The 21199-nt window shown below is 45.9% G+C and carries 14 protein-coding genes, 1 tRNA gene and 4 pseudogenes; 14 read left to right on the top strand and 5 right to left on the bottom strand.

Translation table 11 applies throughout. From position 1 onward, the window contains the following. The first annotated feature begins 90 nt into the window (after window positions 1-90). The 4 genes from JCM2765_RS11850 (at window position 91) to JCM2765_RS11865 (ending at window position 6951) form a co-directional block, all read left to right on the top strand. Window positions 91-1098 carry an alcohol dehydrogenase catalytic domain-containing protein gene (locus JCM2765_RS11850; protein ID WP_054736933.1) on the top strand — a complete coding sequence of 336 codons (1008 nt, stop codon included), beginning with the start codon at window positions 91-93 and terminating at the stop codon, window positions 1096-1098. Between the two features lie 88 nt (window positions 1099-1186). After that, a complete protein-coding gene (locus JCM2765_RS11855) occupies window positions 1187-2704 on the top strand; it encodes a gamma-glutamylcysteine synthetase (RefSeq protein WP_054736934.1) in 1518 nt (505 codons plus the stop codon). A 373-nt stretch (window positions 2705-3077) separates the two neighbouring features. Further along, window positions 3078-5477, top strand: a complete 2400-nt coding sequence (locus tag JCM2765_RS17465; protein WP_162231415.1) for a hypothetical protein — start codon at window positions 3078-3080, stop codon at window positions 5475-5477. Further along, window positions 5368-6951: an LPXTG cell wall anchor domain-containing protein gene (locus tag JCM2765_RS11865; RefSeq protein WP_162231416.1), complete on the top strand. Its 1584-nt coding sequence runs from the start codon at window positions 5368-5370 to the stop codon at window positions 6949-6951. The genes JCM2765_RS17465 and JCM2765_RS11865 overlap by 110 nt, the downstream gene beginning before the upstream one ends. A 124-nt stretch (window positions 6952-7075) precedes the next feature. On the opposite strand, the pseudogene JCM2765_RS11870 reads toward JCM2765_RS11865, so the two are convergent. The 3 genes and pseudogenes from JCM2765_RS11870 to gntK form a co-directional block, all read right to left on the bottom strand. Further along, window positions 7076-8394: pseudogene (locus tag JCM2765_RS11870) on the bottom strand (APC family permease). Window positions 8395-8513: 119 nt separating this feature from the next. Continuing rightward, a pseudogene (locus JCM2765_RS11875) lies at window positions 8514-9856 on the bottom strand (gluconate:H+ symporter). Between the two features lie 127 nt (window positions 9857-9983). Next, complete coding sequence (gene gntK, locus JCM2765_RS11880; protein ID WP_054736937.1) at window positions 9984-11537, bottom strand: gluconokinase; 1554 nt, start codon at window positions 11535-11537, stop codon at window positions 9984-9986. 235 nt (window positions 11538-11772) lie between these two features. Here gntK and JCM2765_RS11885 point away from each other — a divergent pair, with 235 nt between their 5' ends. Both JCM2765_RS11885 and JCM2765_RS11890 read left to right on the top strand, forming a co-directional pair. Further along, on the top strand, window positions 11773-12621 hold the full coding sequence (locus tag JCM2765_RS11885; protein WP_054736938.1) for a MurR/RpiR family transcriptional regulator: 849 nt from the start codon (window positions 11773-11775) through the stop codon (window positions 12619-12621). A gap of 202 nt (window positions 12622-12823) precedes the next feature. Continuing rightward, the gene (locus JCM2765_RS11890) at window positions 12824-13591 is read left to right on the top strand and encodes a GH25 family lysozyme (RefSeq protein ID WP_054736939.1); all 768 of its coding nucleotides are present in this window, start codon (window positions 12824-12826) and stop codon (window positions 13589-13591) included. A gap of 168 nt (window positions 13592-13759) precedes the next feature. Here the strand turns inward: JCM2765_RS11890 and JCM2765_RS11895 are convergent, their stop codons facing one another. After that, complete coding sequence (locus JCM2765_RS11895) at window positions 13760-14128, bottom strand: DUF4828 domain-containing protein (RefSeq protein WP_082405117.1); 369 nt, start codon at window positions 14126-14128, stop codon at window positions 13760-13762. Window positions 14129-14207: 79 nt separating this feature from the next. Next, entirely contained in the window at window positions 14208-14636 is a 429-nt protein-coding gene (gene tnpA / locus JCM2765_RS11900) for an IS200/IS605 family transposase (protein WP_054736940.1), read from the bottom strand. Window positions 14637-14735: 99 nt separating this feature from the next. Here tnpA and JCM2765_RS11905 point away from each other — a divergent pair, with 99 nt between their 5' ends. The 8 genes and pseudogenes from JCM2765_RS11905 (at window position 14736) to JCM2765_RS19165 (ending at window position 21020) form a co-directional block, all read left to right on the top strand. Next, on the top strand, window positions 14736-15932 hold the full coding sequence (locus JCM2765_RS11905) for an RNA-guided endonuclease TnpB family protein (protein ID WP_054736941.1): 1197 nt from the start codon (window positions 14736-14738) through the stop codon (window positions 15930-15932). 276 nt (window positions 15933-16208) lie between these two features. Continuing rightward, window positions 16209-17212, top strand: a pseudogene (locus tag JCM2765_RS11910) (Gfo/Idh/MocA family protein). A gap of 21 nt (window positions 17213-17233) precedes the next feature. Then, window positions 17234-18550 carry a DEAD/DEAH box helicase gene (locus JCM2765_RS11915; protein WP_054736942.1) on the top strand — a complete coding sequence of 439 codons (1317 nt, stop codon included), beginning with the start codon at window positions 17234-17236 and terminating at the stop codon, window positions 18548-18550. Window positions 18551-18634: 84 nt separating this feature from the next. After that, window positions 18635-18706, top strand: a tRNA-Arg gene (locus JCM2765_RS11920). A gap of 159 nt (window positions 18707-18865) precedes the next feature. After that, window positions 18866-19387, top strand: a complete 522-nt coding sequence (locus JCM2765_RS11925; RefSeq protein ID WP_054736943.1) for a hypothetical protein — start codon at window positions 18866-18868, stop codon at window positions 19385-19387. A 263-nt stretch (window positions 19388-19650) separates the two neighbouring features. After that, window positions 19651-19869, top strand: a complete 219-nt coding sequence (locus JCM2765_RS18310) for a hypothetical protein (RefSeq protein WP_225352084.1) — start codon at window positions 19651-19653, stop codon at window positions 19867-19869. A 29-nt stretch (window positions 19870-19898) separates the two neighbouring features. Continuing rightward, window positions 19899-20684: pseudogene (locus JCM2765_RS11930) on the top strand (alpha/beta hydrolase); the annotation flags it as partial. A gap of 78 nt (window positions 20685-20762) precedes the next feature. Continuing rightward, on the top strand, window positions 20763-21020 hold the full coding sequence (locus tag JCM2765_RS19165; protein WP_082405118.1) for an SDR family NAD(P)-dependent oxidoreductase: 258 nt from the start codon (window positions 20763-20765) through the stop codon (window positions 21018-21020). Window positions 21021-21199 lie beyond the last annotated feature (179 nt).

Here is a 21199-nt window from a genome sequence, read left to right on the forward strand (position 1 = left end):
GTAACCTTATACTCCAATAGAACAGTTCTGTATCGCAATGCGGTATACTAAAACTAGTAAACGTTAAGTCAAGAAAGGCGGTCATTCGACATGCAAGCATGGGTATTACAGGATCAAGCAGATAAGCAGTTAAGTGCGTTAACGTGGCAGGCTGTCCCACAGCCGGTGCCAGCAGATGATGAGGTGTTGGTGAAGGTTCACGCGAACGGGTTAAATCCAGTGGATTATAAACTCGTTGAGGGTGGGGTTGCCAGTTGGACGTATCCACACGTGATTGGGTTAGATGTTGCTGGTGAGATTGCAGCAGTTGGCTCGAAAGTGACTGATTTTCAGATTGGTGATCGGGTATTTTACCACGGCGATTTGGCGCGGCAGGGCGGTTTTGCAGAATACGTGACGACTAAGGCTGATGTGGTTGCACAGTTGCCGGAAAAATTGTCATATGCACAAGGTGCCGCATTGCTTTGTGGTGCGATGACCGGATATCAAGCATTTTATCGCAAGGCTAATTTAACCAACGTTCATACCATTTTGGTTCACGCTGGTGCTGGTGGTGTCGGTGGCATCGTTATTCAACTCGCCAAGGCGGCCGGTAAGACAGTCTACACGACGGTTTCTAAGGGCAAGCAGGCGTTCGTTAAACAGTTTGGGCCAGATGAAATGATCGATTACCATGCCACTGATGTGACTGAGGCCATTAAGCAACTCACTGACGGGTTGGGCGTCGATTTAATTATTAACTCGATTGGTTCGGCTGAGGCAACCAAGGATTTGGATCGAGTGGCCTATAACGGCTGTGTGGTCACGATCGATGGTCAACCGGATATCAGTCAGAATGATGCGTTAGACCGCGGAGTTGGCATTTATAGCCTTAATCTTGGTGGCGCGCATCGCAGTGGTAATCCGGTCCAGCGACACGATTTAGCTGTCATGGCCGAAGCTTTGGGGCAACTCACTGCGGCGGGGCAATTGGACCCGATGATCGAACGAATTTTGCCGGTATCGGCCGTTCCAGAAGGGTTACAGATGCTGAAGGATCATCAAGTTACGGGTAAGTTAGTTGTGAGTTGGGACGACGGTCAAACAGAAAGCAAATAATTCCTAAAATTGGGGAGTCTTGGGGTATCATTAGAATGCTAATATGGCTATAATGAGAACTAATTAAAACCACATTGGGGGAGCACGGATGTTAGAGAATCTATTGGCTGTCATTAAAGAAGAGGGCGTCACCGAGCAACTGTACCACGGGTTGGTGGGCGTCGAGATCGAAGAAAATCGAATTGATAAGCTGGGTCGATTAAGTCGTCGGCCACATCCAGAGGAGTTTGGTTCGCGGGTCTATCACCCGTACTTACAATCGGATTTTGCCGAGGCCCAAACTGAGATTATCACGGATCCTAATCCAACCATTGGCGGGGTCCTTGATCAACTCGATACACTACAGACGGTCGTTTACCGGTCACTGCAGGGTGATGACCGCATCTGGCCGTTAAGTATGCCACCAGTTGTGTCAACGGAAGACATCGACTTTATTAAGGCGCACTTTGAGCGTCCAAAGTACCAAAAGTACCGGGACTATTTGACGGTCAAATACGGCGTGCAACCCAAAATCATCACTGGGGTGCATCTAAATTACAGCATTCCAGACCCGGTGATCAACCGGTTGTACACCCACTATCAAGACCAGTTTGAACGAGTCGTTGATTTTCGAAACGCGCTTTACTTCCGAATGGCGCAGAACTTTGTGCTAAATCGGTGGTTAACGACGTACTTATTTGGCGCCTCACCAGTTGCTGAAAAGGGCTTCTTTGATCAGATGCCAGCAGAACTGGCGCAACCGGTCCGGAGTATTCGTAATAGTCATTATGGGTATGCCAACAAAGAATCGGATGGCGTTGACATGACCGTTTATCAATCGCTGCCACATTTTGTTGAAGCGCTAGACAAGTTGATTGATCAGGGAACACTGTATGACCCGGCTGAATTTTACGGACCAGTTCGGTTACGTGGCAATGAGACGTTAAAGGATCATTTAACGAAGGGGATTCGCTATCTCGAGTATCGATCAATCGATACGACGCCGTTTCAATCAAATGGCATCAGTCGGCACGCGCTGTATTTCATGAAACTATTGGCGTTGTATGCGCTGGTGACCCCGGTTGACGATGACCAAATCGTGGCACAGTTACGGCAAGCCGAGTTAGACAATGAACGCGTTGCACTGGAAGATCCACTGAAACCAACGTTTAAAGCCGATGATGGCCATCAACTGTTCATTAATCTTCATGACTTGGCGGTTGAACTCAATGCGCATAGCGAGCAGTTAGCGGCCATTGATGACTTTTCAGAAGTGATGAGTCACCCAGAATTGACGCCGGCGGCTAAATTGGTCGGCTACTTAGAGAATGGCAGTTTAATGCCGTTTGCTATTAAGCGTGCGGCAGAGTGGAAGGCGGCCCGAGTTGGTGCGGATGACCTGTTGCCAAGATTATCACGGATGCCGGTTCGCGCGCAGGAATTGGTCTTTCGGGCAATTCAGCTGGGGATTCGTTACTATGCGGTCCGAGACGAACATGGTGAAATTATGCTGATGCTGACGTTTGATGAGTTGACTCAGGTCGTATCGACGGATCATATTCCAGATGAACCGGCGACGGATTATTTGAAGCGCTTGTTCCCGGAGTTGGAGATTGAGAAACACTAGCGAGAGAAAATAGGTTTAGGGACATTAATAACCGTAGATTTCAATCTTAGAAGTCTGCGGTTATTTTAGTTGCCGATGCAGCGGTCTGTGTTAGATTGGTTGAATGAAAAATAAGGTTGTTGAAATATAAAGACGTTATTTGATTTATGTTACTTTTTTAACAAAAGTAATATCATTAACTATATAGATAAAAGCGGGGTTATACATCAAATAGTGATTGACGATGGTGGTCGACCATTATAAAATGAATATGATTTAATTATAATTAGAATATAAATTGCTCAGCCCAACCCACTTTGAGCAGGTGAGTTGGTGACACGACCCGGACAGGAGAGAGACCTGTTGGGGTCGTTTTGCGTTTTTTAGGGGAATTTTGAGCGGAGGCATTCAGAATGCAGATTACGAAACGGCTGATGACCACCATCCTAGTATGCGATGCAGTGCTATTAGGACGATGTTGGAACCAAATCAAGCCAAAGCAGCAACCGCGACCGATAGTGTTTCGCAGGAATCGACCGTGGCCAATCAGGACACATCAGAAACAACGTTGACAGCGAGTGGGGATTCGTCGTTGACACCCAAGGAAAACGCTAATCAAACTGATACAAGTGTGGAAAAGGTGGGTAAAGAGCAACCAACCACCTCAGCTAAGACAGCAACTGGTAGTGAATCTGGCGCCAGTGATACGGATAAAACAGTCACTGATATGCAAGACAACGAGGATCAATCTGAAAATCAGCAAAATGCCGAAAGTGATGCTAATCCGGTCAAGTCCGCAGACGAACAAAACGACAAACAGAAGCCGCAACTGAACGCGGACGCCCAAAAGGCAATCCAACCAATCGTTGCGCTAACTGCAGTCAACAATAGCGTGCAGGCAGGTGCTGACGCGAGTTTTACGTTAACGGTCAGTGTGCCGGGTGACATCACACCAGCCAAGGATCAACAGTTGGTGGTGCAATTACCAACTAACTTTGATTTGGATCCCGATACCGATTTAGCAATTGCCGATGTGACGCCAACTACCGATGATGTTAACCGGACCGTGACCTATGATTTTGGCAATACATTACCGGGTACTAGTTTGTCCAAACAGTTTTCATTGACGACTGCCGGTCAACCGTTGGCCAACAACACTGAATTGACGCTGGGAACACAATTGCTGTTTGACAAGCAGGTTGTGGCCGAAGCGACTCAGAGTGTGGTGGTGGTGACGAAGGCGGAGTTGGATGTTAGTAATACCCTAGTCGGTATTATTCAGTCCGATGCGGATGGCAATCCCGAGATTGATAGTGATGGTAATAAACTGATAAGGCCTGATCTTATCACGGGAACTCCAGGTGACTATGCTGTTTATCAAGCCACTATAACGGTTCCTAAAGTACTGGGACAGGCTTATTTGGCGCCTGGTTCAGTCATTGCACTCAACGTCTATCTACCAAGTGAGATGATGTGGACAACTTGGCAAAATGGGCCGACAGTTGCGCATCTCGTGGATGACGATAACCAGATTATTTCTAGTGCGTTGCAATTTCGGTTTACCGCACCAAGTTATGAAGAGCAGGAAGCTAATGTAACTAAAAATGGTAGTTTGTTCTCAATCGACTATATGTATATTACTCAGTTATCCCAGAATGTTGAACCGGGGACGCAATTAACTGTCGTCACTCAAGCTGGTGCGACGATGATGGATGGGGATACCGTTGCCTCTCAACAAATTGGAACCCAGATGACGGTGGCGGAAAAGTTAGCGGATCAGACAATCACAGAACGCGAAGGTGAATTTCACTATACTCAAACCTATGCCTCGCCCACGAAACAGATTACACCGGATGGGACGCTTCAATTTACCGCGAGAATCAGTGCGGGTTATGCCCTCTATTTTAATGATAGTAGGTATTCAGCGTTTACAGGACATGATGCCAGTGATGCTGCAATCAGCAAATTTATCATCAATTATATGGTAGATCCGCATTTAAATGCTGACCTGATGTTTCTCAGTGATCCGGTCGAGGATCATGGGAATGGCTTTAGCACGCTACAGACCTTACCGAAGTTCGATTTATACGTTAAGTATCAAGATGACGATCAATTTGAAGCAACTAGTTTGAAAGGCTATACTGCTGGGGCGGTTGATTTGAACCAGTATGTGGATAATAATCGTGGCGTTGAACAACTGCAATTGGTCTTTACAACAATTCCGAATGGTATGTCATACTACAATGGTGTTGGTTTTCAACTGTCACCTAAATCGGGATACTATGGTACCGTAACGAGTGATTGGACAGTCGAAGTTGGCGGGATGGTTTACGGTGGCTATTACGATATTCTTTACAGTAAGGACGGCGCAACGGTTTTACCGGGAAGCTATGACACTGGCGACACGGAGAAAGATGTTGGGAAAGACTATAACGAAATTCATTTAGCAGAAAGTGGTTGGTCTGGTGAAGAACTAGTAGACGAGGTTGCAACCAGAAAGTCGATCATGGCGTCCCAAAGTGCCGAAATTGTTAAACCCGCCGAATCTGCTGCCATCATCAACGAAAATGCGACCTTTGCGAAGGCCGATAACGGTGTTGTGAACGAAGGCGACAACCAACTTCAAATTCGTATTAGTAATGACGAAGTTGCCACCGACTACCTCACTGGTGTCACCACGTCAGTTGTCTTACCAAAAGGGGTCAGCTATAACGGTAACGTTGCCGGTGTTCAAGTGCTGGATTCCGACTATCAAGGGACTGGTCAAACGCTGCTGGGCATTACTTGCCAATGACGCCATCACACCAGGTCGCGCAAATACGGTCAGTCTACCAGTAACCGTTGCCGCAGTCAGCGGCTTGAACCAACTCAGCATTGGCGTCTACAGCAAAGTTGATGGCGATACGGCTACGGCACTCAACAGTGATCAATTGGATGCCACAGTGCCAGTGGTTGCCGGGAACTATGATTTCTTGGACGCCAATCGGTTGGCCTTTGGGCGGATGATCACCTATGGGTCAACGTTAACTCAGGATGCGACGTTAGTTCGGCTGATTGGCACGACCCTTAGCCAAATCGCTGCCGGACAAACTGGGACGGCGAACCTGCAATTTAGCAAGGATACGGCGGATGCGCTGAATCAACTCACCGTCACCGGTTCAGTGGTATCTGGAACGGGACTGACGCTTAACGGACCGGTAACGTTGCCAGATAATTGGCAAAATCAAGCCACGGTTATTTACACGACCGAAACTGATCCAACCACAGCGACTAACTGGCAATCGGCCGAAAGTGTAACCGACTTCAGTCAAGTTACTGGATTCAAAATCCGCTATCAAAAGAGTGGTAGTTACTTAGCGGGTGGTGCGCAAACTATTGCGGTACCAGTAACGCTTGCTGAAACAACCAATTTAGGACAGATGGTGGGACTAGTGTATACCGTTGCTGCAGATAATTTGCCAGCAGTTGATGGGATTCAGTCCGTAATTGATGTGACAGCGCCTGCTCAGATTAAAACGGCAGTGGGACCAGCAGTTTCGGTAACTGCCGATGATTACTATGATTATACGCACCCAATCACCAAAACAGCAGTGGGACCAGCGGTTTCGGTTACGGCAGATCAATATTATGACCACACGGTGCCGGACACTACAATGACCACTAATCCGGGGGATAACAGTAACCCTCAACCGGGTGAAACCGATGAACCGCAAACGACAACACCGGTTCAAGGGAAATCCCAACTAGATAAGCTTCAACAACCTGCTAAAAAAATTAGCTTAACGGGCATTCCGTTACACCTTCAACCGTTAACGATCAGCACCTCAACGGATGTTCAATTCGGGACAGCCGTCCTTGAATCGGGTGAACCAGCTGATAGTTCAACGACTGGGAACAATCAGCAAGCTACCGATAGAACAACTGCTGATGGCACTGATGACAGTACTAAATCATCAACGTCCAATTCTCAAGGTCGAACCGACAACGAGGCAACGACAAATGAAAGTCATAATTCAGCCGGTGTGGCATCGAACCGTACCGGAGTCCGTGGCATGTCGGCTACAACGGTTAATGGCCGGACCCAGAATAGTCAACTAGCAAATGGTCAAAATAGCGTACAGGCTGGCACAACCGCATCCAAACCGGATGAAAAGGGTCGCCTTCCGCAAACGGCAGAAAAAGCCTTGCTGTGGGCGGCGTTGTTAGGGCTCATTGGCTTGGCGACTGCCACTTGGTATAAACTTAAAAAGTTACGGAAAAACGAGTAATTGAAATTGGGTGAACGTCAGTGGCATTGACCGGAGAACTAAACTGATTCAGACAGTTTCACAAAAAATAAACGCAATCTTCAAAATGACGATGGTCATCACGAAGATTGCGTTTTTAATTCGTTTAAGCTTGTTGGTGCTTTTGATGGTACAAGTAAACGGGAATCCCAATCCCAGTCAGCACTAAACCAGTAATTGCAAGTAAGGTTTGCGTCCAAATCGTGGCAATCAGGATAAACAAACCGCCGAGAATAGCAATGATTGGGATAACTGGGTATCCTGGCACCTTGTAGGGCCGTTTCAAGTCGGGTTCTCGCACTCGTAAAATGAATAGCGCGACGAACAGCATCACGTTAAAGATCCACATGACGAAGACTAACATATCAGTCAGGGTATCAAAAGAACCCATGAACATCATGATCAAGCAATGCCAATTTCAACTAATCCCGCAAAGTAGGGCACGTAAGTTTTCCGAGATAGCTTGCGGAGATATTGACTAAATGGCAGGGCATCTTCTTCCGCCATCGCGAATGGCACTCGCATCCCGGTTAAGGTATAGCCGTTGATGGCGCCGTAAACGGAAATCAAGATCCCAATGGTTACTAATTTACCGCCCATTGGACCAAAAATAACTTGAGCTGCCTCGGAAGCGGTGTTTGATTACCGGCAATTTCGCTGATTGGCAACGTCTTTAAGAAGACAAAGTTGACTACGGCGTAAATCACCGTAATTAACACTAACCCAAGCACGATAGCGCGAGTAGATCCTTTTCAGGGTGCTTCATTTCCCCCGCAATGTTCCCGATGTTGATCCAGCCATCGTAGGCGAACATGGTGGCCAGTAAACCACCACTAAAGGCCGTCCCAAAACTCAGGTGTTGGCCGGCAACAACTGGAAACAGACTGACGGGGACTTCGCTTTTCGCCGCTAAGCCAAAGATCACGATAATGGCAATCGGAATTAGCTTAAAAATGAGCGTAGCGGACTGAAACAGGCCACCGACTCTAGCACCCAAGAAGTTGATGCCAGTGATGCTGAGACCGCAAAGAATGGCAATGGGCAGGTGCCAGGCCATTGGAGGGCAAATAAGTTTAAAAATTGCGTCGAAAAAATAATCGAGAGTGCGGCAATGTTAGCCGGATAGTAGACCAGCATCAACGCCCAACCCATTAAGAAGCCGGGGAGCTTGCCGTAAGTATACTCGATGTATTTGATGGCGCCACCCGTTCGTGGGATAGCAGCCGCTAGTTCCGCAGCTGATAAACCAGCACATAGTGTCAGTAGACCACCAAGGACCCAAGCAGCCAGTGTCATACTGGTTGAGCGGGTTAAATCAACAACGCTGGCGACTTTGAAGAAGACGCCGCCACCGATGACGGTCCCCATCACCGTCGAGAGGGCGGTAAAGAGGCCGATTTCACGTTTTAAATGTGATTCTTCCATTTGATTTCGTTCCTTCCAAAATGCAATAGCCATTCATTATAACAAACAAAAACCCCGGCAACATGTGCCGGGGAAGGGTTTTGGGTTAGAAATCAATTAAAATTTATAATAAGTTATTTCTAGTGGAATGCAAGGTTCAGTAACATAACAATGATAATCCCGACAACGAGATAACCGTTTCAAGCACCGTCCAAATCGAGAGCGTTTGCTTGATCGTCAAATCGAAGTATTCACGGAACATCCAGAAACCAGCATCGTTAACGTGAGATGCGGCAAGTGAACCGGCACCAATGGCAAGAACCATCAAAGCAGGATCAACACCGGCAGTTGCCATCAATGGGGCAACGATCCCGGCAGAAGTCAAGGCTGCGACAGTTGCAGAACCAAGGGCAACCCGGAGCACAACGGTGATCAACCAGCCAAGAATCAATGGTGAGATGCTTGAGTGAGCGAACATCTTAGCGACTTCGTTACCAACACCACCGTCGATCAAGACTTGCTTGAAACCGCCACCACCACCAATAACTAACAGCAGCATTGCGATGGACTTAACGGCACTTTCAAGAGTTGCCATAATGTCTTTAGTGACACGGCCACGGGCCCAGCCCATTGACCACATTGCGAACAAGAGTGAGATCAACATGGCAATCGCAGGATCACCAATTAAGTTAACGATTTGATCAAGCAGGGTCTTCGTCCCGGTACCAACGGTCATCTTGTAGATGGTCGTGATGGCCATCAAGATAACTGGGAAGAGGGAAGTTAACACTGACAAACCAAAGCCTGGTTCGTCATCTGGGTTAGTTTCCTTCATATCACCAAATGAGCTTAAGTTACCCTTACGTTCAAAGGCGCTAGGCGCAAACTTTTGAGCTAACTTAGTGAATAATGGACCAGCAACGTAGGCACTAGGAATGGCAACAACGATCCCGAAGAGCAGAACCTTACCATCGTTGGCGCCCAAGGCTTGCGCAATAGCAGTTGGTGCTGGGTGAGGTGGTAAGAACCCGTGGGTAACTGATAAAGCGGCAGCCATTGAAATCCCAAGGTACAAGATTGGCACATCGGCTTCAAGCGCAATGGCGAAGACGATAGGGATCAACAGAACCATCCCGACTTCGAAGAACAACGCCAAACCAATGATAAATGAAGCTAACATAATAGCTAATTGAAGGCGTTTCTTACCGAATTTGTCGATCAAGGTTGTGGCGATCCGGTGAGCACCACCGGCGTCGGCAACTAACCGGCCGAGCATGGCACCGAAACCAAAGACCAGTGACAGTTCCCCTAAAGAACCGCCAATCCCAGTTTCGATACTCGTTGCGATCTTAGATAAGTTCATCCCAAGTAAAATCGCAGTTAAAACAGAAGTCATGACCAACGAAACAAAGGTGTTGATTTTGAATTTGATGATCATCAATAACAGGAAGATAATCCCGATGACGAGCGCAAGTATTTCCATAATCTGTAAACCCTTTCATATAATGGCAATTAGAAACGCCCGTGCTATAGGCGTGACGAGCGTTTCTAAGGAACAACAACTGAAAACCCTTTTTTGTATTAAGATTAATACCAATAATTAAGTGAAACTAGTTTGATGCCTTTTTCTTAGCATCCTGGTGACGTTGGAAGTCAGCGATGGCCTTGTATTCGGTCTGTAACTGACGACTCAAACGAATGTAGATTGGGACAAGTGCCCGGTAAGCTTCGAAGGTTTCTGGGTTTGGATGGTGAACGTTGGTAGCACCAACGAACTTCTTCACTTCACTCAGATCATCGATCAAGCCTAAGCTGTACATACCGAGAACAGCGGCCCCTAAAGCAGTCCCTTCAACGGTTTCAGGAATCGTGACATCTTGTTCGAAGATATCAGCCAACATCTGACGCCAAAGCGCAGAGCGGGCGAAACCACCAGTTGCTTGGATGCTAACGGGCTTGCCAACAACTTCTTCCAGCGCAATCATGACGGTGTAGAGGTTGTAGACGATGCCTTCAAGCGCAGCCCGAACCATGTGAGCTCGAGTATGCGTCCGGGTTAACCCGAAGAAGGAACCACGCGCATTAGCGTCCCAGATTGGGGCCCGTTCGCCACCTAAGAATGGGTGGAAGATCAAGCCATCAGAACCTGCAGGAATCTTAGAAGCGATTTCAGTTAACAAATCGTAACTGTCGATCTTCATTTGTTCCGCAGTGATCTTTTCTGGGGCAAACAGTTGGTCACGGACCCAACGGAAGACGATCCCACCGTTGTTAACTGGTCCACCAACGACCCACTTGTTAGGTGCAAGGTAGTAACAAAATACCCGGCCCTTAGGATCGATCTTTGGCTTGTCAGTGACAACCCGAACGGCACCAGAAGTCCCGATGGTAACAGCAGTCACACCAGGTTCAATGGCGTTGACCCCTAAGTTCGCTAATGGGCCATCTGAGGCACCCATGACGAATGGGGTAGCGGGATCGATACCGATAACCCGTGCGTAATCTTCGTTCATGCCAGAAAGTTGATCAGTGGTGTCCACTAATTCTGGTAATTGGTCGCGGGTAATGCCAGCCAATTCAAGGGCTTGGTCGTCCCAGTCCATGTTGAAGATATTGAACATCCCAGTTGCGTTGGCAATGGAGTAGTCTTCCTTCAAAACACCGAACAGTTTGTAGATCACGTATTCTTTGATACCGACGAACCAACGCGCTTGCTTAAACAAGTCGGGTTGTTCGTTACGCAACCAAATCAGCTTTGTAAATGGCGTCATTGGGTGAATTGGCGTCCCGGTCTTCTCGTAAATTTGTTTGCCCACACCGTTCTCACGTAATTCATCGGCGTACTTAACGGCCCGGTTATCGGCCCAAGTGATCGCCCGTGTGAGTGGCTTATGGTTTTCATCTAACAGAATCAAACTGTGCATTGCGGCGGAGAAGGAAACGCCCTTCAGTTCGCCAGGTTTGAGGTTGGCTTTACGTAATACCGTGGTTAAACCGTCCACGATAGCGGAGAAGATTTCTTCTGGATCTTCTTCAGCCATATCAGGAATATCTTGATAGAGCGGGTACAAATTGTTGGAATAACCCTGAACTTTTCCAGTGTTATCAAACAATACGGTTTTAACACTGGTGGTACCCATGTCAACACCAATCATATAATCCATTTTTTCGATGACTTCCTTTCTGACAAAAGCTACAATAAAGGCATGTGCATTGTACATGAAATTTAAACCGTTTTCAAATATATACATCGTACAAAGTGTTAACTGAGTAAAAAATCGCTAACTGACTTTTTGAGCTGTGTTTATTATATGAAAAAAATTTTCACAATTCAAGGGTTTTGTTGTAAAATGTTTACAAAAGATATGGGAGAGAATTAAATAAAGGGGGAACACCTATTTGGCACGTTCAGCAATTAGTAGTATTCGGTCGTACTATCCAAACCTCAGCCGACTACACCAAAAAATTGCCGACTTTATATTTGCACAACCGCAAATGGTAAGTGAACTGACGATCAGTGAACTTGCCGACAAAGTGGGCGTTTCAACGGCTTCGATTTCGCGCTTTGCGAAGGCCGTCGGTTACAACAATTATCGAGAATTCAGTATGGATCTGGCCAATGTTCGGGCGGATATCAACCGGACGACCATGTTCAAGAAGATCCATCCTGATGATACCCCGAGTGTGATGGCGGAAAAAACCTTCCAAGCAATGATCGATGCCTTGATCTCCACGCAGTCGATTTTGCACGAAGATAAGCTTGAAGAAGCCGTGAACACCATTTTACATGCCAACCAACTGGCCTTCTTTGGGTTAGGGGGCTCGTCGGTGGCTGCGTTAGACGGTTACCATAAGTTTTTGCGGACTTCGATCAATAGTGAGTATTATCCGGACTTTGACGTTCAGTTAATGCAAGCGGCTAAGATGACGAGTCATGACTGTGCGATTATGATTTCACATTCGGGTGAAAACCAGCAGGCGTTAACCGTGTTGAAACAACTCCAGAATAACAAAGTACCAGTCATCGCCATCACCAGTTATGGGCGCTCGTCACTGGCACAACGGGCGGACATTGTGTTGCTTTCGTTAGCTGATCAGGTGAATAAGAGTTCCGATGGGATGTATACCCTGATTGCCCAGATGGCGTTAATTGATAGTTTGTTTACGATCGTTGCGGTTAAGTTGAGTAATAAAACTGAAGCTGTTATGGATCGGGTTCGGGAAGCCATTAACCGAACACGAACTTGAGGTAATAATTGCTAATGGTATAGATAGTCAGAAATCAGGTAACGGCTTATTGACGTTGGCTGGTTTTTTAGTTTGCTGAAAAGGTGGCGAAACCGATTCAAAAAGATTGATAAGAATTGATCCTAATTTGAGCGTTGATTGGTTGTCATGGTAGAATAAAACCTATAATGAAGGTTTTAAAACTTTGGGTGAGGTGCTGAGCATGAAGCAACGACAAATTAAACCAATCTATGCAAACACCTACCAGCAGTTACGCCATCAATATCACCGACGGCGGGCATGGCTGATCGTGCTCGTTTTGCTGGTGTTGATTGGTGGGTGGCTGACGTGGCGGCATTACCGACAAGCGCAATTGGATCGGTATCCAATTCGGGGAGTGGCAATTGATCAAGAAAACGGGTTCGTGGATTTTCAATTAGTCGAACAAGCTCACCAACAATTTGTTTACCTACACACAAGTTCTGGCGCCACCTATACCGATGATCAGTTCAAGAATAGTTATAACCGGGCATTAGGGTCCTCGTTATCAATTGGGGTTTACCACGTTTACAGTTTTTCAACGTCACCGAAAGCCCAATTGGCGAACTTCTCACAGGAGGTTGGACACAAAATTGGTAACTTGCCGATTGCGGTGCAAGTTGATTTTTACGATCAGTACAATGCCCACCGGTTGGCGACGCCCAAATCACGGCACCGCTTAAGTGAGTTTGTGCACTTAGTTCAACAACGGTATCATCGGCGGGTGATTGTTTGGAGTCCGGACCAGGTTTGGCAGACCCTTAAATCAGCTACCATTGCGAAGCAACCACGATGGGCGGTTTCAAACGGGGCGCGGAAATTAAGTCAGCAGGTTCTTTTCAATGAATTCGATAGTGATTGGTCGTTAAAACTTGGTCAACAAAAGCAGACGGTACCGGCAATTTACTTTAATGGTAGCCGTCATGAATGGAACCAACGTTATGTACGTTAGTCACTGATTGACCGTTTTTAGAATCTTGAAATAAGGCTGTACGATCGACTGATGATTGGTTGAATAACGTCATCTCAAACAAAATAGCGCTGTAGATCTCCAAACGGAAATCTACAGCGCTATTGTTATTAAAGCACCTTAATAGGGGCGTTAACAATTCAGCGATTTTTAAGTCGGATTAGGAAGAACGAAGTAGGCAACATCGTCTGCTTCGTCGAATAATTGCACGGGGACGTCGTGGTCCGCGGTGATCGTGATGTGATAACCATAGTGGTCGAGCAATACCAACGAATTATCGGTGAGTGACTCCACTTGAGCCGGAATGGTATGGTGATCGATGTTGACCGTTAAGTCAGGACCAATCACTAACGAATGCGTTCGGGAGGTTTCAGAATGTTGAAGCTGCCACGAACCGATAAAAATCATCGGTGAAACGGTGTGTTTTTCACGGTTACGTCGATGACGATCAGCTGCGGGTTTGTGCACGAGGTCGCGGAGAAATGATGGGCTAAATTTGAACATATGTTTTGCACTCACACTACCGACCTCCTATTTACTGAAATAGAGCATAATGCCCCGGTTTTTAAACTGGGGATGTAAACAACTCGAATTTGACTTATCCTTTTAACCGCTGGCCTTCAATATAAGTTTCGACGACTTCATGGCTCATATTGCCTAAGGTGCTCATGTAGTAGCTTCGCGTCCATAAATGGCCACCCCAAAACGCACTTGCTTTAATATCAGGATGATTTTTAAAGAAAAGTCGCGCTGAAGCCCCTTTAAAGGCTTTCACCACTGTGGTTGGAGCTAATTTTGGTTTGAAGCTGATCAGCAGGTGGATATGATCCGGCATCACTTCCATGGCTTCGATGGTGATTTCATTCAATTCTGCAATTCGGTTGAGAAGGGTTTTCATTTCGTCAACTAATTCTGGCGTTGTAAATAGTTCTCGCCGATACTTAGTGGTCCAAATCAAATGAAAGTGAAAATTATAGACGTACGATTGGGTGTAAATCGCACCAGGAATGCGTTGTTTCTTTCTCATGTATATCACCTCTGATATAAAATAATTAGCGGGTTAAATCCTTATGATTCTGCTTTATCACATGGTATGATACGAGTATACCAATGCGGAGGTGACATCATGGTACTGCAAGCCTTTCAAGTGCGACTCTACCCGAATGCCACGCAAAAACAATTGATCCACATGACCTTTGGTAGCACCCGATTTGTTTGGAACCAAATGCTTAACATGTTGATTGAACGCTATCGCAATAATCCCAAGTGCGGGTTTTTATCGACTTACGATCGTGATGCATTATTACCGGCATTGAAACGAGAATATCCGTGGCTCAAATTAGTTGATTCAACCGCTCTGCAACGGGTGAATCGAGATTTAACCGATGCGTATAAGCGGTTCTTTGATAAAACGCTGTCCAACCGGTTCCCGCGGTTTAAAAGCAAGCGCAATAATCATAGAAGCTATACTAGTAAACTGGTCGGAAAGAACATTGAAGTGCTCGATCAGCATCATCTGAAACTGCCAAAGTTAGGGAAAGTCTACTTTCGAGCGGGCCGTATTCTAAACGGTAAGATTCATACTGTGACGGTTAGCATTAATCCACAAGGTCAGTATTCAGCAACCATTCTGCTAGAATGCGATGATCCAATCCCGTTACCACTCACGCATCAAAAAGTCGGTCTAGATTTAGGTTTGAAGCAATTGATTACCTTATCCAATGGCGTCAGTGTTCCGTTGACGCGATATGATCGTAAATTGGCTCGCCGACTACGACGCTGGGAACGAAAACTAGCCCGTCGACTACGAAATGCGAAGCAGGCAATGGCTGAAGATCGTCACAAGAAAGTCCTTAATCCGCGAACCGAACTCTGGCAGTTTCCACGGTATCAGCAGGCGCGTAAAACTGTCGCGAAGATCAAGCGACAGATTGCCGCACGTCGACTGGATAACTTGCAGAAACTGACCACGCAACTGGTACGGGAATATGATGTGCTCGTAGTTGAAAAACTATCCGTCAAGAATCTAATGAAAAACCATCGATTAGCGCGTTCTATCGCCAATGCCGCTTGGGGGACATTAGTCCGCTTACTGACCTATAAATTTGAATGGGCCGGAAAGCAGCTGATTGTCGTTAATCCTAAGAGTACCAGTCGTATCTGTCATGTGTGCCAACAGAAAAATACGGACTTTGATGGCTTATCAACTCATGAGTGGCTAGCTGTGCGTGACTGGCAATGTCCAAATTGTCAAACCACGCTAGACCGCGACATTAATGCGGCACTGAATATTAAGCAACGTGGTCTAGCGTTAGTTGATTAAACGCTAAATTGAAACTAAACGGGTGTGGAACGCACCTTGGTAAATAACTGTGACCGCTACCGATGAAGTGAAGAGCTTAACTGGCAAGTTTGCAGTGTTCCCAGAATCCACCTACTTTAGTGTGTGGTAGTTCAACCAGTTTAAAATAATATTAACATGTTTGTGAAATGATAACACTGGGTTTAACTTATTTTTAAAATAAAAAGCAGAAGTTGTTTATCATCTGCCGGTGAAACTGCTATCATGAAAGAAAAGCCTCAAGGGGGAACTAGTAAGATGATTAACTTTGGCATTATTGGGACCAATTGGATTACGCAACAATTTGTGGACGCAGCTCATGAATCGGGACTATATCAATTAAGTAGTGTGTATTCTCGGCATCTTGATACCGCAAAAGAATTTGCCCAAAAGAATGGGGCAACGGAAACGTTTGATGATCTGACTGCATTTTTCGAACAGGGTCAGTTCTCCACGGTCTACATTGCCTCACCAAACAGCCTGCATTTTGAACAAGCCAAAATGGCGATCAAAGCGGGGAAGCACATTATTGTGGAGAAACCCGCTTTCGAAAATTTGGGTGAAATGGCAAAAATCGAGGAATTACTAGAGCAACACCCTGGCGTTTTGTATTTTGAAGCCGCTAGAAATATTCATACACCTAACTTTGCTGCGATTCAAGCCCAAGTTACAAAGTTACCCGTTATTCAAGGTGCAAACTTAACTTATATGAAATACTCATCACGCTATGACAACGTGCTTGCTGGTGAGGAACCGAACGTGTTCTCATTGAACTTTGGTGGTGGCGCCTTGCAAGACCTCGGCGTTTATCCCGTATACGTGGCCATTGCACTGTTTGGGATGCCGAACCAAGTGAACTACTTTCCATCATTGATTCAAACGGGCGTTGACGGCAAAGGGGTTGCGGTTTTACAGTACCCCGAATATAACGTCACGTTAAACTTCGGTAAGACCAGTAATTCGGTGATGCCATCAGAAATTTACGGCTTAAAAGACACCATTGTCATCGATGATGCTGGCGAGATTACGGATGTTAGCTACATTGACGCCAAGGGTGATCGTGAGACGATCAGTCAACCTGTGACCCAAAACCAGATGTTGCCAGAAGCCCGTGATTTTGCCCGGGTGATCAACCAACCGATGCCCCGGCTAATCAAGAAGATTACCAACGTTGGTTTAATTTAAGCGTTCAAGTGAATAAAGTTCTGTTTAATCTACGTCAATCTGGTAAAATTGTATTTTATGATGAACGCGACAACTAATGAAGAAATGAGTGTGAGCAAATGCTACCACAATTTGAAACCCGTTTTAAAAAGTTAGGTTTTGACCAACTGTCACCGATTCAAGCAGCGGTCTACGAACCATTGAAGGCTGGCGAAAGTGTTTTAGGACTGGCACCAACTGGCTCGGGTAAAACCCTTGGCTTTGTGATTCCAGTGCTGGAACGATTGACACCAGGGGCTGGCATTCAAGCGATGATCATTGCGCCGTCGCAAGAACTGGCCATGCAATTAACGAACGTGACCCGGAGTTTTGCGACTTTGGCGGGCCTGAAAGTCACCTCGATCACTGGCGGTGCCAACGTGAAGCGCCAACTTGAACAACTGAAAAAACATCCAGATGTTGTGATCGGCACCCCAGGTCGGATTTTAAATCTATTGGAAGATCGTAAGTTAAAGGGTCATCAGTTAAAGACTGTGATCATTGATGAAGCGGATGACTTGCTTGCTGGTGAAACCTTTGATGCCGTTCGGTCGATTTTGCAAGAAGCGCCTGCTGATGTGCAACTCGGGTTCTTCTCAGCCACTGAAACCGCCATTTTATCCGAATTAGAAAAGTGGTTTAGTCAACCGGTCACTCGAGTCGATGTTCGAGACATTGACGATACGCAGGGTGAAGTTCGTCACGGTGCGCTGGAAGTGTCTAATTTGAAGAAGGTAGCCATGCTTGGTAAATTAGCGACCGTTAAGCAGTTTAAGGCGCTCGTATTCTTTAACCACATTGGTGACCTTCAACAAACCAAGAGTTGGTTAATGCACAACCACGTCCCAGCAGCCGCTTTAACGGCCAACCAGCGTCAAACTGAACGGCAAAAAGCCTTAACTGATTTCCGGTTAGGGCGGGTTAAATACCTGTTGTCGACTGACGTTGCTGCGCGGGGGTTAGATATCGCCAAGTTACCAGCGGTGGTGAACTATAACCTGCCAGCTAGTGAAATTACGTACACCCACCGAGTTGGTCGAACCGGCCGGATGGGTGAACCAGGTCAAGTTGTGAACTTCGGGAATGAACATGACTTACGTGATTTGAAGCGGTTATTACGCGAAACGGATTACGACTTGGTGCCAGTTTACTATCAAGATCATAAGCTGGTGACACAGTTCAAAGAAAATCCGTCTAATCGGGCAAGTTCAACAGCTGCACCACGACTCGTTCAACGTGGCCAAGCTGTTCCGGAAGGCGAACCTGAATTAAAGGGTCAACCACGGTCAGTTGCGCCGATGCAACCCCGAATTCAACCCGTTGAAACTAAGAAGAAGCACAAGAAAAACAAGCATTCTAAGCGTAAGGGGATGCGGCATAAGCGAACTGAAGAATAAGTTTGTGCTAAGCCGTTGAGCTGGGTTTTGTTTCAGTGTTGAATTTAAACCCAAACCGTGAGAAAATAGTTGATGGCCGTTATTGGCCCCATAGCACAACTGGATAGGGCACCCGCCTCCTAAGCGGATGATCCCGGTTCGAGTCCGGTGGGGTCAGCAAGCGTATCAACGTAAAAGCGTCACTTCATTGTCAGAAACTTTCTGGCGGTGAGGTGGCGTTTTTCTTATGTTTCACATGAAAAAGTACTTGCTATGAAGTTCAGACAAACATTTATGATCTTAGAGAAAGTTACTTTAAATTCTAGAGGATCGAATATGAAACAAGTGGTTTTGGAAGCGAGTAGTGTACTTATTATTATTTTTTGGGAGGAAATTGGAATTTGGACACAAAATCAAGTGGCAGTTGGCCCCCGGGGTCTTCTTAATACCGAGTTTGTCCGTACACGCAATGTTAAAAAAATAATCACGCAACATGGCATACAGTGGAAAATGGCAATGAACGAAAAATCAAAGTTTGGAATTGTGCTGCCAATTATTTTGATGAGTTATTTTATGCCGGTACTGGATAATTCAAGTATCTTCACAGAGACCGCTAAAATTGCACAAGATTTACATTTAAACGCCACGAAGTTTTCTATTAATTTTCGGTACGACATTGACTCTACTGGGCCAATTATGGCAATAATAATTGAAATTCAGTCTGGTCATGTCCGGTCTATCGGAATGCCAATGCTTCTTTTTAGGAATCGGGCAGGAACTAATACTCAGTCCATTAACCGTTGCGGGAATTGCCAACACGACACCAGAAATTGCTGGTACAACATCGAGGGGGCGTGAACTGAATCACCAAATTGATGGATCGGTCGGATTAACTTTATCGGTGTCGATTAGTTTTCAACGAATCAATTCGACTAGTAGCTATAGTGTGGCAACAAAGATCATATCTGTGTATCACATTAGTGGTGATAATCGTAATCGCTTATAAGAAAAATAAAAAAACTTCACAGTAGGTATTGCCTTGGTGTGCAGACCAAGGATTATAGTACTAATTATTCAATGATATGAAAGCAATTTTTTTAAACGAAAAAGGAGATAATCAAATGTCAAAAATGGAATTAGTCGATGTCGATGTTGCTACAATCACCAAGGTACCTGGAAACGATAACCAATGGGGACTGGTTTATGCAGATGCCATTACGGAAAACAAACCGGGTGAAGTCAATATTCACCCAATTAGTTATATGCTTAACGGTCTCAAAATTGCTGCCAACGTTTATACGCCAGCAGGTATGATCCTCAAAAATCCTACCCGGCTTTAACGGTTGCTCATCCAAATGGTGGCTGTAAGGAACAAGTTGCTGGATTGTTTGCGCAGAAGCTAGCTGAAAATGGCTACATTGCCATTGCTGCTGATGCAACGTTCCAAGGCGCGAGTGCTGGGGAACCCCGCATGACTGACAAGCCATCATATCGTGTCGAAGATATTCATGGTATGGCGGATGCCCTGTCTCTGTTCCCAGGTGTGGACTACAGTCGCATGGCTGCTTTTGGTATCTGTGGCGGTGGTGGCTATACGTTACGTGCCGGACAGACCGATAAGCGCTTCAAGGTGGTTGCCACTTTATCAGCGTTTAACTCAGGTTTAGTTCGTCGCAATGGCTTCATGGATTCTGAAGCAAACACGATTCAGGCGCGTTTACAAAAAGCATCCGAAGCTCGTGAAAAGATGGTTCGTGGTGAAGAAACTGAATACACACCGGATCTTAAAGATATGGCGCCTGAAGATGCCGCTAAGTTACCATATGCACTATACCGTGATGGCTATACCTATTATGCTCAGACACATGCTCATCCGAACTCAAGTTTCATCTATACCCAAGCTAGCTTCCTTGACCTGTTCACATATGACGCATCAGTTAACATGGATTTAATCAATGTGCCACTGTTGATGATGGCTGGTAAAGATGCGGATACATTCTACTTGACTGAAAAGTGCTATGCAAATGCGACAGGTACACAAGACAAGGAACTGTTCTTAATGGATGGTGTGCAGCATATTGAAACATACTGGAAGCCAGAGTATGTGAAGCAAGAAGTTACCAAATTACTTGAATTTTTGAGCACTCGTCTGTAATCAAAATCAATGACCAACCAATTAGTGTTGTAAATATGATCACTCATTCAATGCTTTTTTGAAAGACAGAAATTTGAAATGAAAAATGGAAAAGTAGCGGTGATTGCTGGTGCTTCTAGTGGCATCGGAGCAGTCACGGCACTACTCTTAGCCAAGAGTGGCCACTCAATCGTACTGGGTGCTCGTCGAATTGAACGTATAGAGAGCCTTGTGGCCCAAATCAAATGCTTTGGCGGTAATACGGCCTGCCGAGTGTGGATGTTTCCAATAAACAGAGTGTGCTCGACTTTTCGCAATTTGCCCTTCAAACGTTCAATCGCATTGATGTTTGGCTAACATGCCGGATTAATGCCACATTCGCCGTTCAGTGAGGGACGTGTTGTTGACTGGGTTCGTATGATCTTAAGAGGCATTTTGTATGGTACTCGTAGGTGCTACCCATTATGCATCGGCAACAAAGCGGACAAATTATCAATACTACGGCCGTTGCGACCCGTAAAACCAAAGTGTTTGTG

It is taken from the genome of Secundilactobacillus similis DSM 23365 = JCM 2765 (genome assembly GCF_001311075.1).
GTDB lineage: Bacteria > Bacillota > Bacilli > Lactobacillales > Lactobacillaceae > Secundilactobacillus > Secundilactobacillus similis.

Coding starts and splice junctions, on each gene's coding strand:
- tnpA (WP_054736940.1), bottom strand. CDS start 14,636: ATGAGAAAGAAACAACGCATTCCTGGTGCGATTTACACCCAATCGTAC.
- JCM2765_RS11925 (WP_054736943.1), top strand. CDS start 18,866: ATGAAACAAGTGGTTTTGGAAGCGAGTAGTGTACTTATTATTATTTTT.
- gntK (WP_054736937.1), bottom strand. CDS start 11,537: ATGGATTATATGATTGGTGTTGACATGGGTACCACCAGTGTTAAAACC.
- JCM2765_RS11915 (WP_054736942.1), top strand. CDS start 17,234: ATGCTACCACAATTTGAAACCCGTTTTAAAAAGTTAGGTTTTGACCAA.
- JCM2765_RS11850 (WP_054736933.1), top strand. CDS start 91: ATGCAAGCATGGGTATTACAGGATCAAGCAGATAAGCAGTTAAGTGCG.
- JCM2765_RS11855 (WP_054736934.1), top strand. CDS start 1,187: ATGTTAGAGAATCTATTGGCTGTCATTAAAGAAGAGGGCGTCACCGAG.
- JCM2765_RS11905 (WP_054736941.1), top strand. CDS start 14,736: ATGGTACTGCAAGCCTTTCAAGTGCGACTCTACCCGAATGCCACGCAA.
- JCM2765_RS11890 (WP_054736939.1), top strand. CDS start 12,824: ATGAAGCAACGACAAATTAAACCAATCTATGCAAACACCTACCAGCAG.
- JCM2765_RS18310 (WP_225352084.1), top strand. CDS start 19,651: ATGTCAAAAATGGAATTAGTCGATGTCGATGTTGCTACAATCACCAAG.
- JCM2765_RS19165 (WP_082405118.1), top strand. CDS start 20,763: ATGAAAAATGGAAAAGTAGCGGTGATTGCTGGTGCTTCTAGTGGCATC.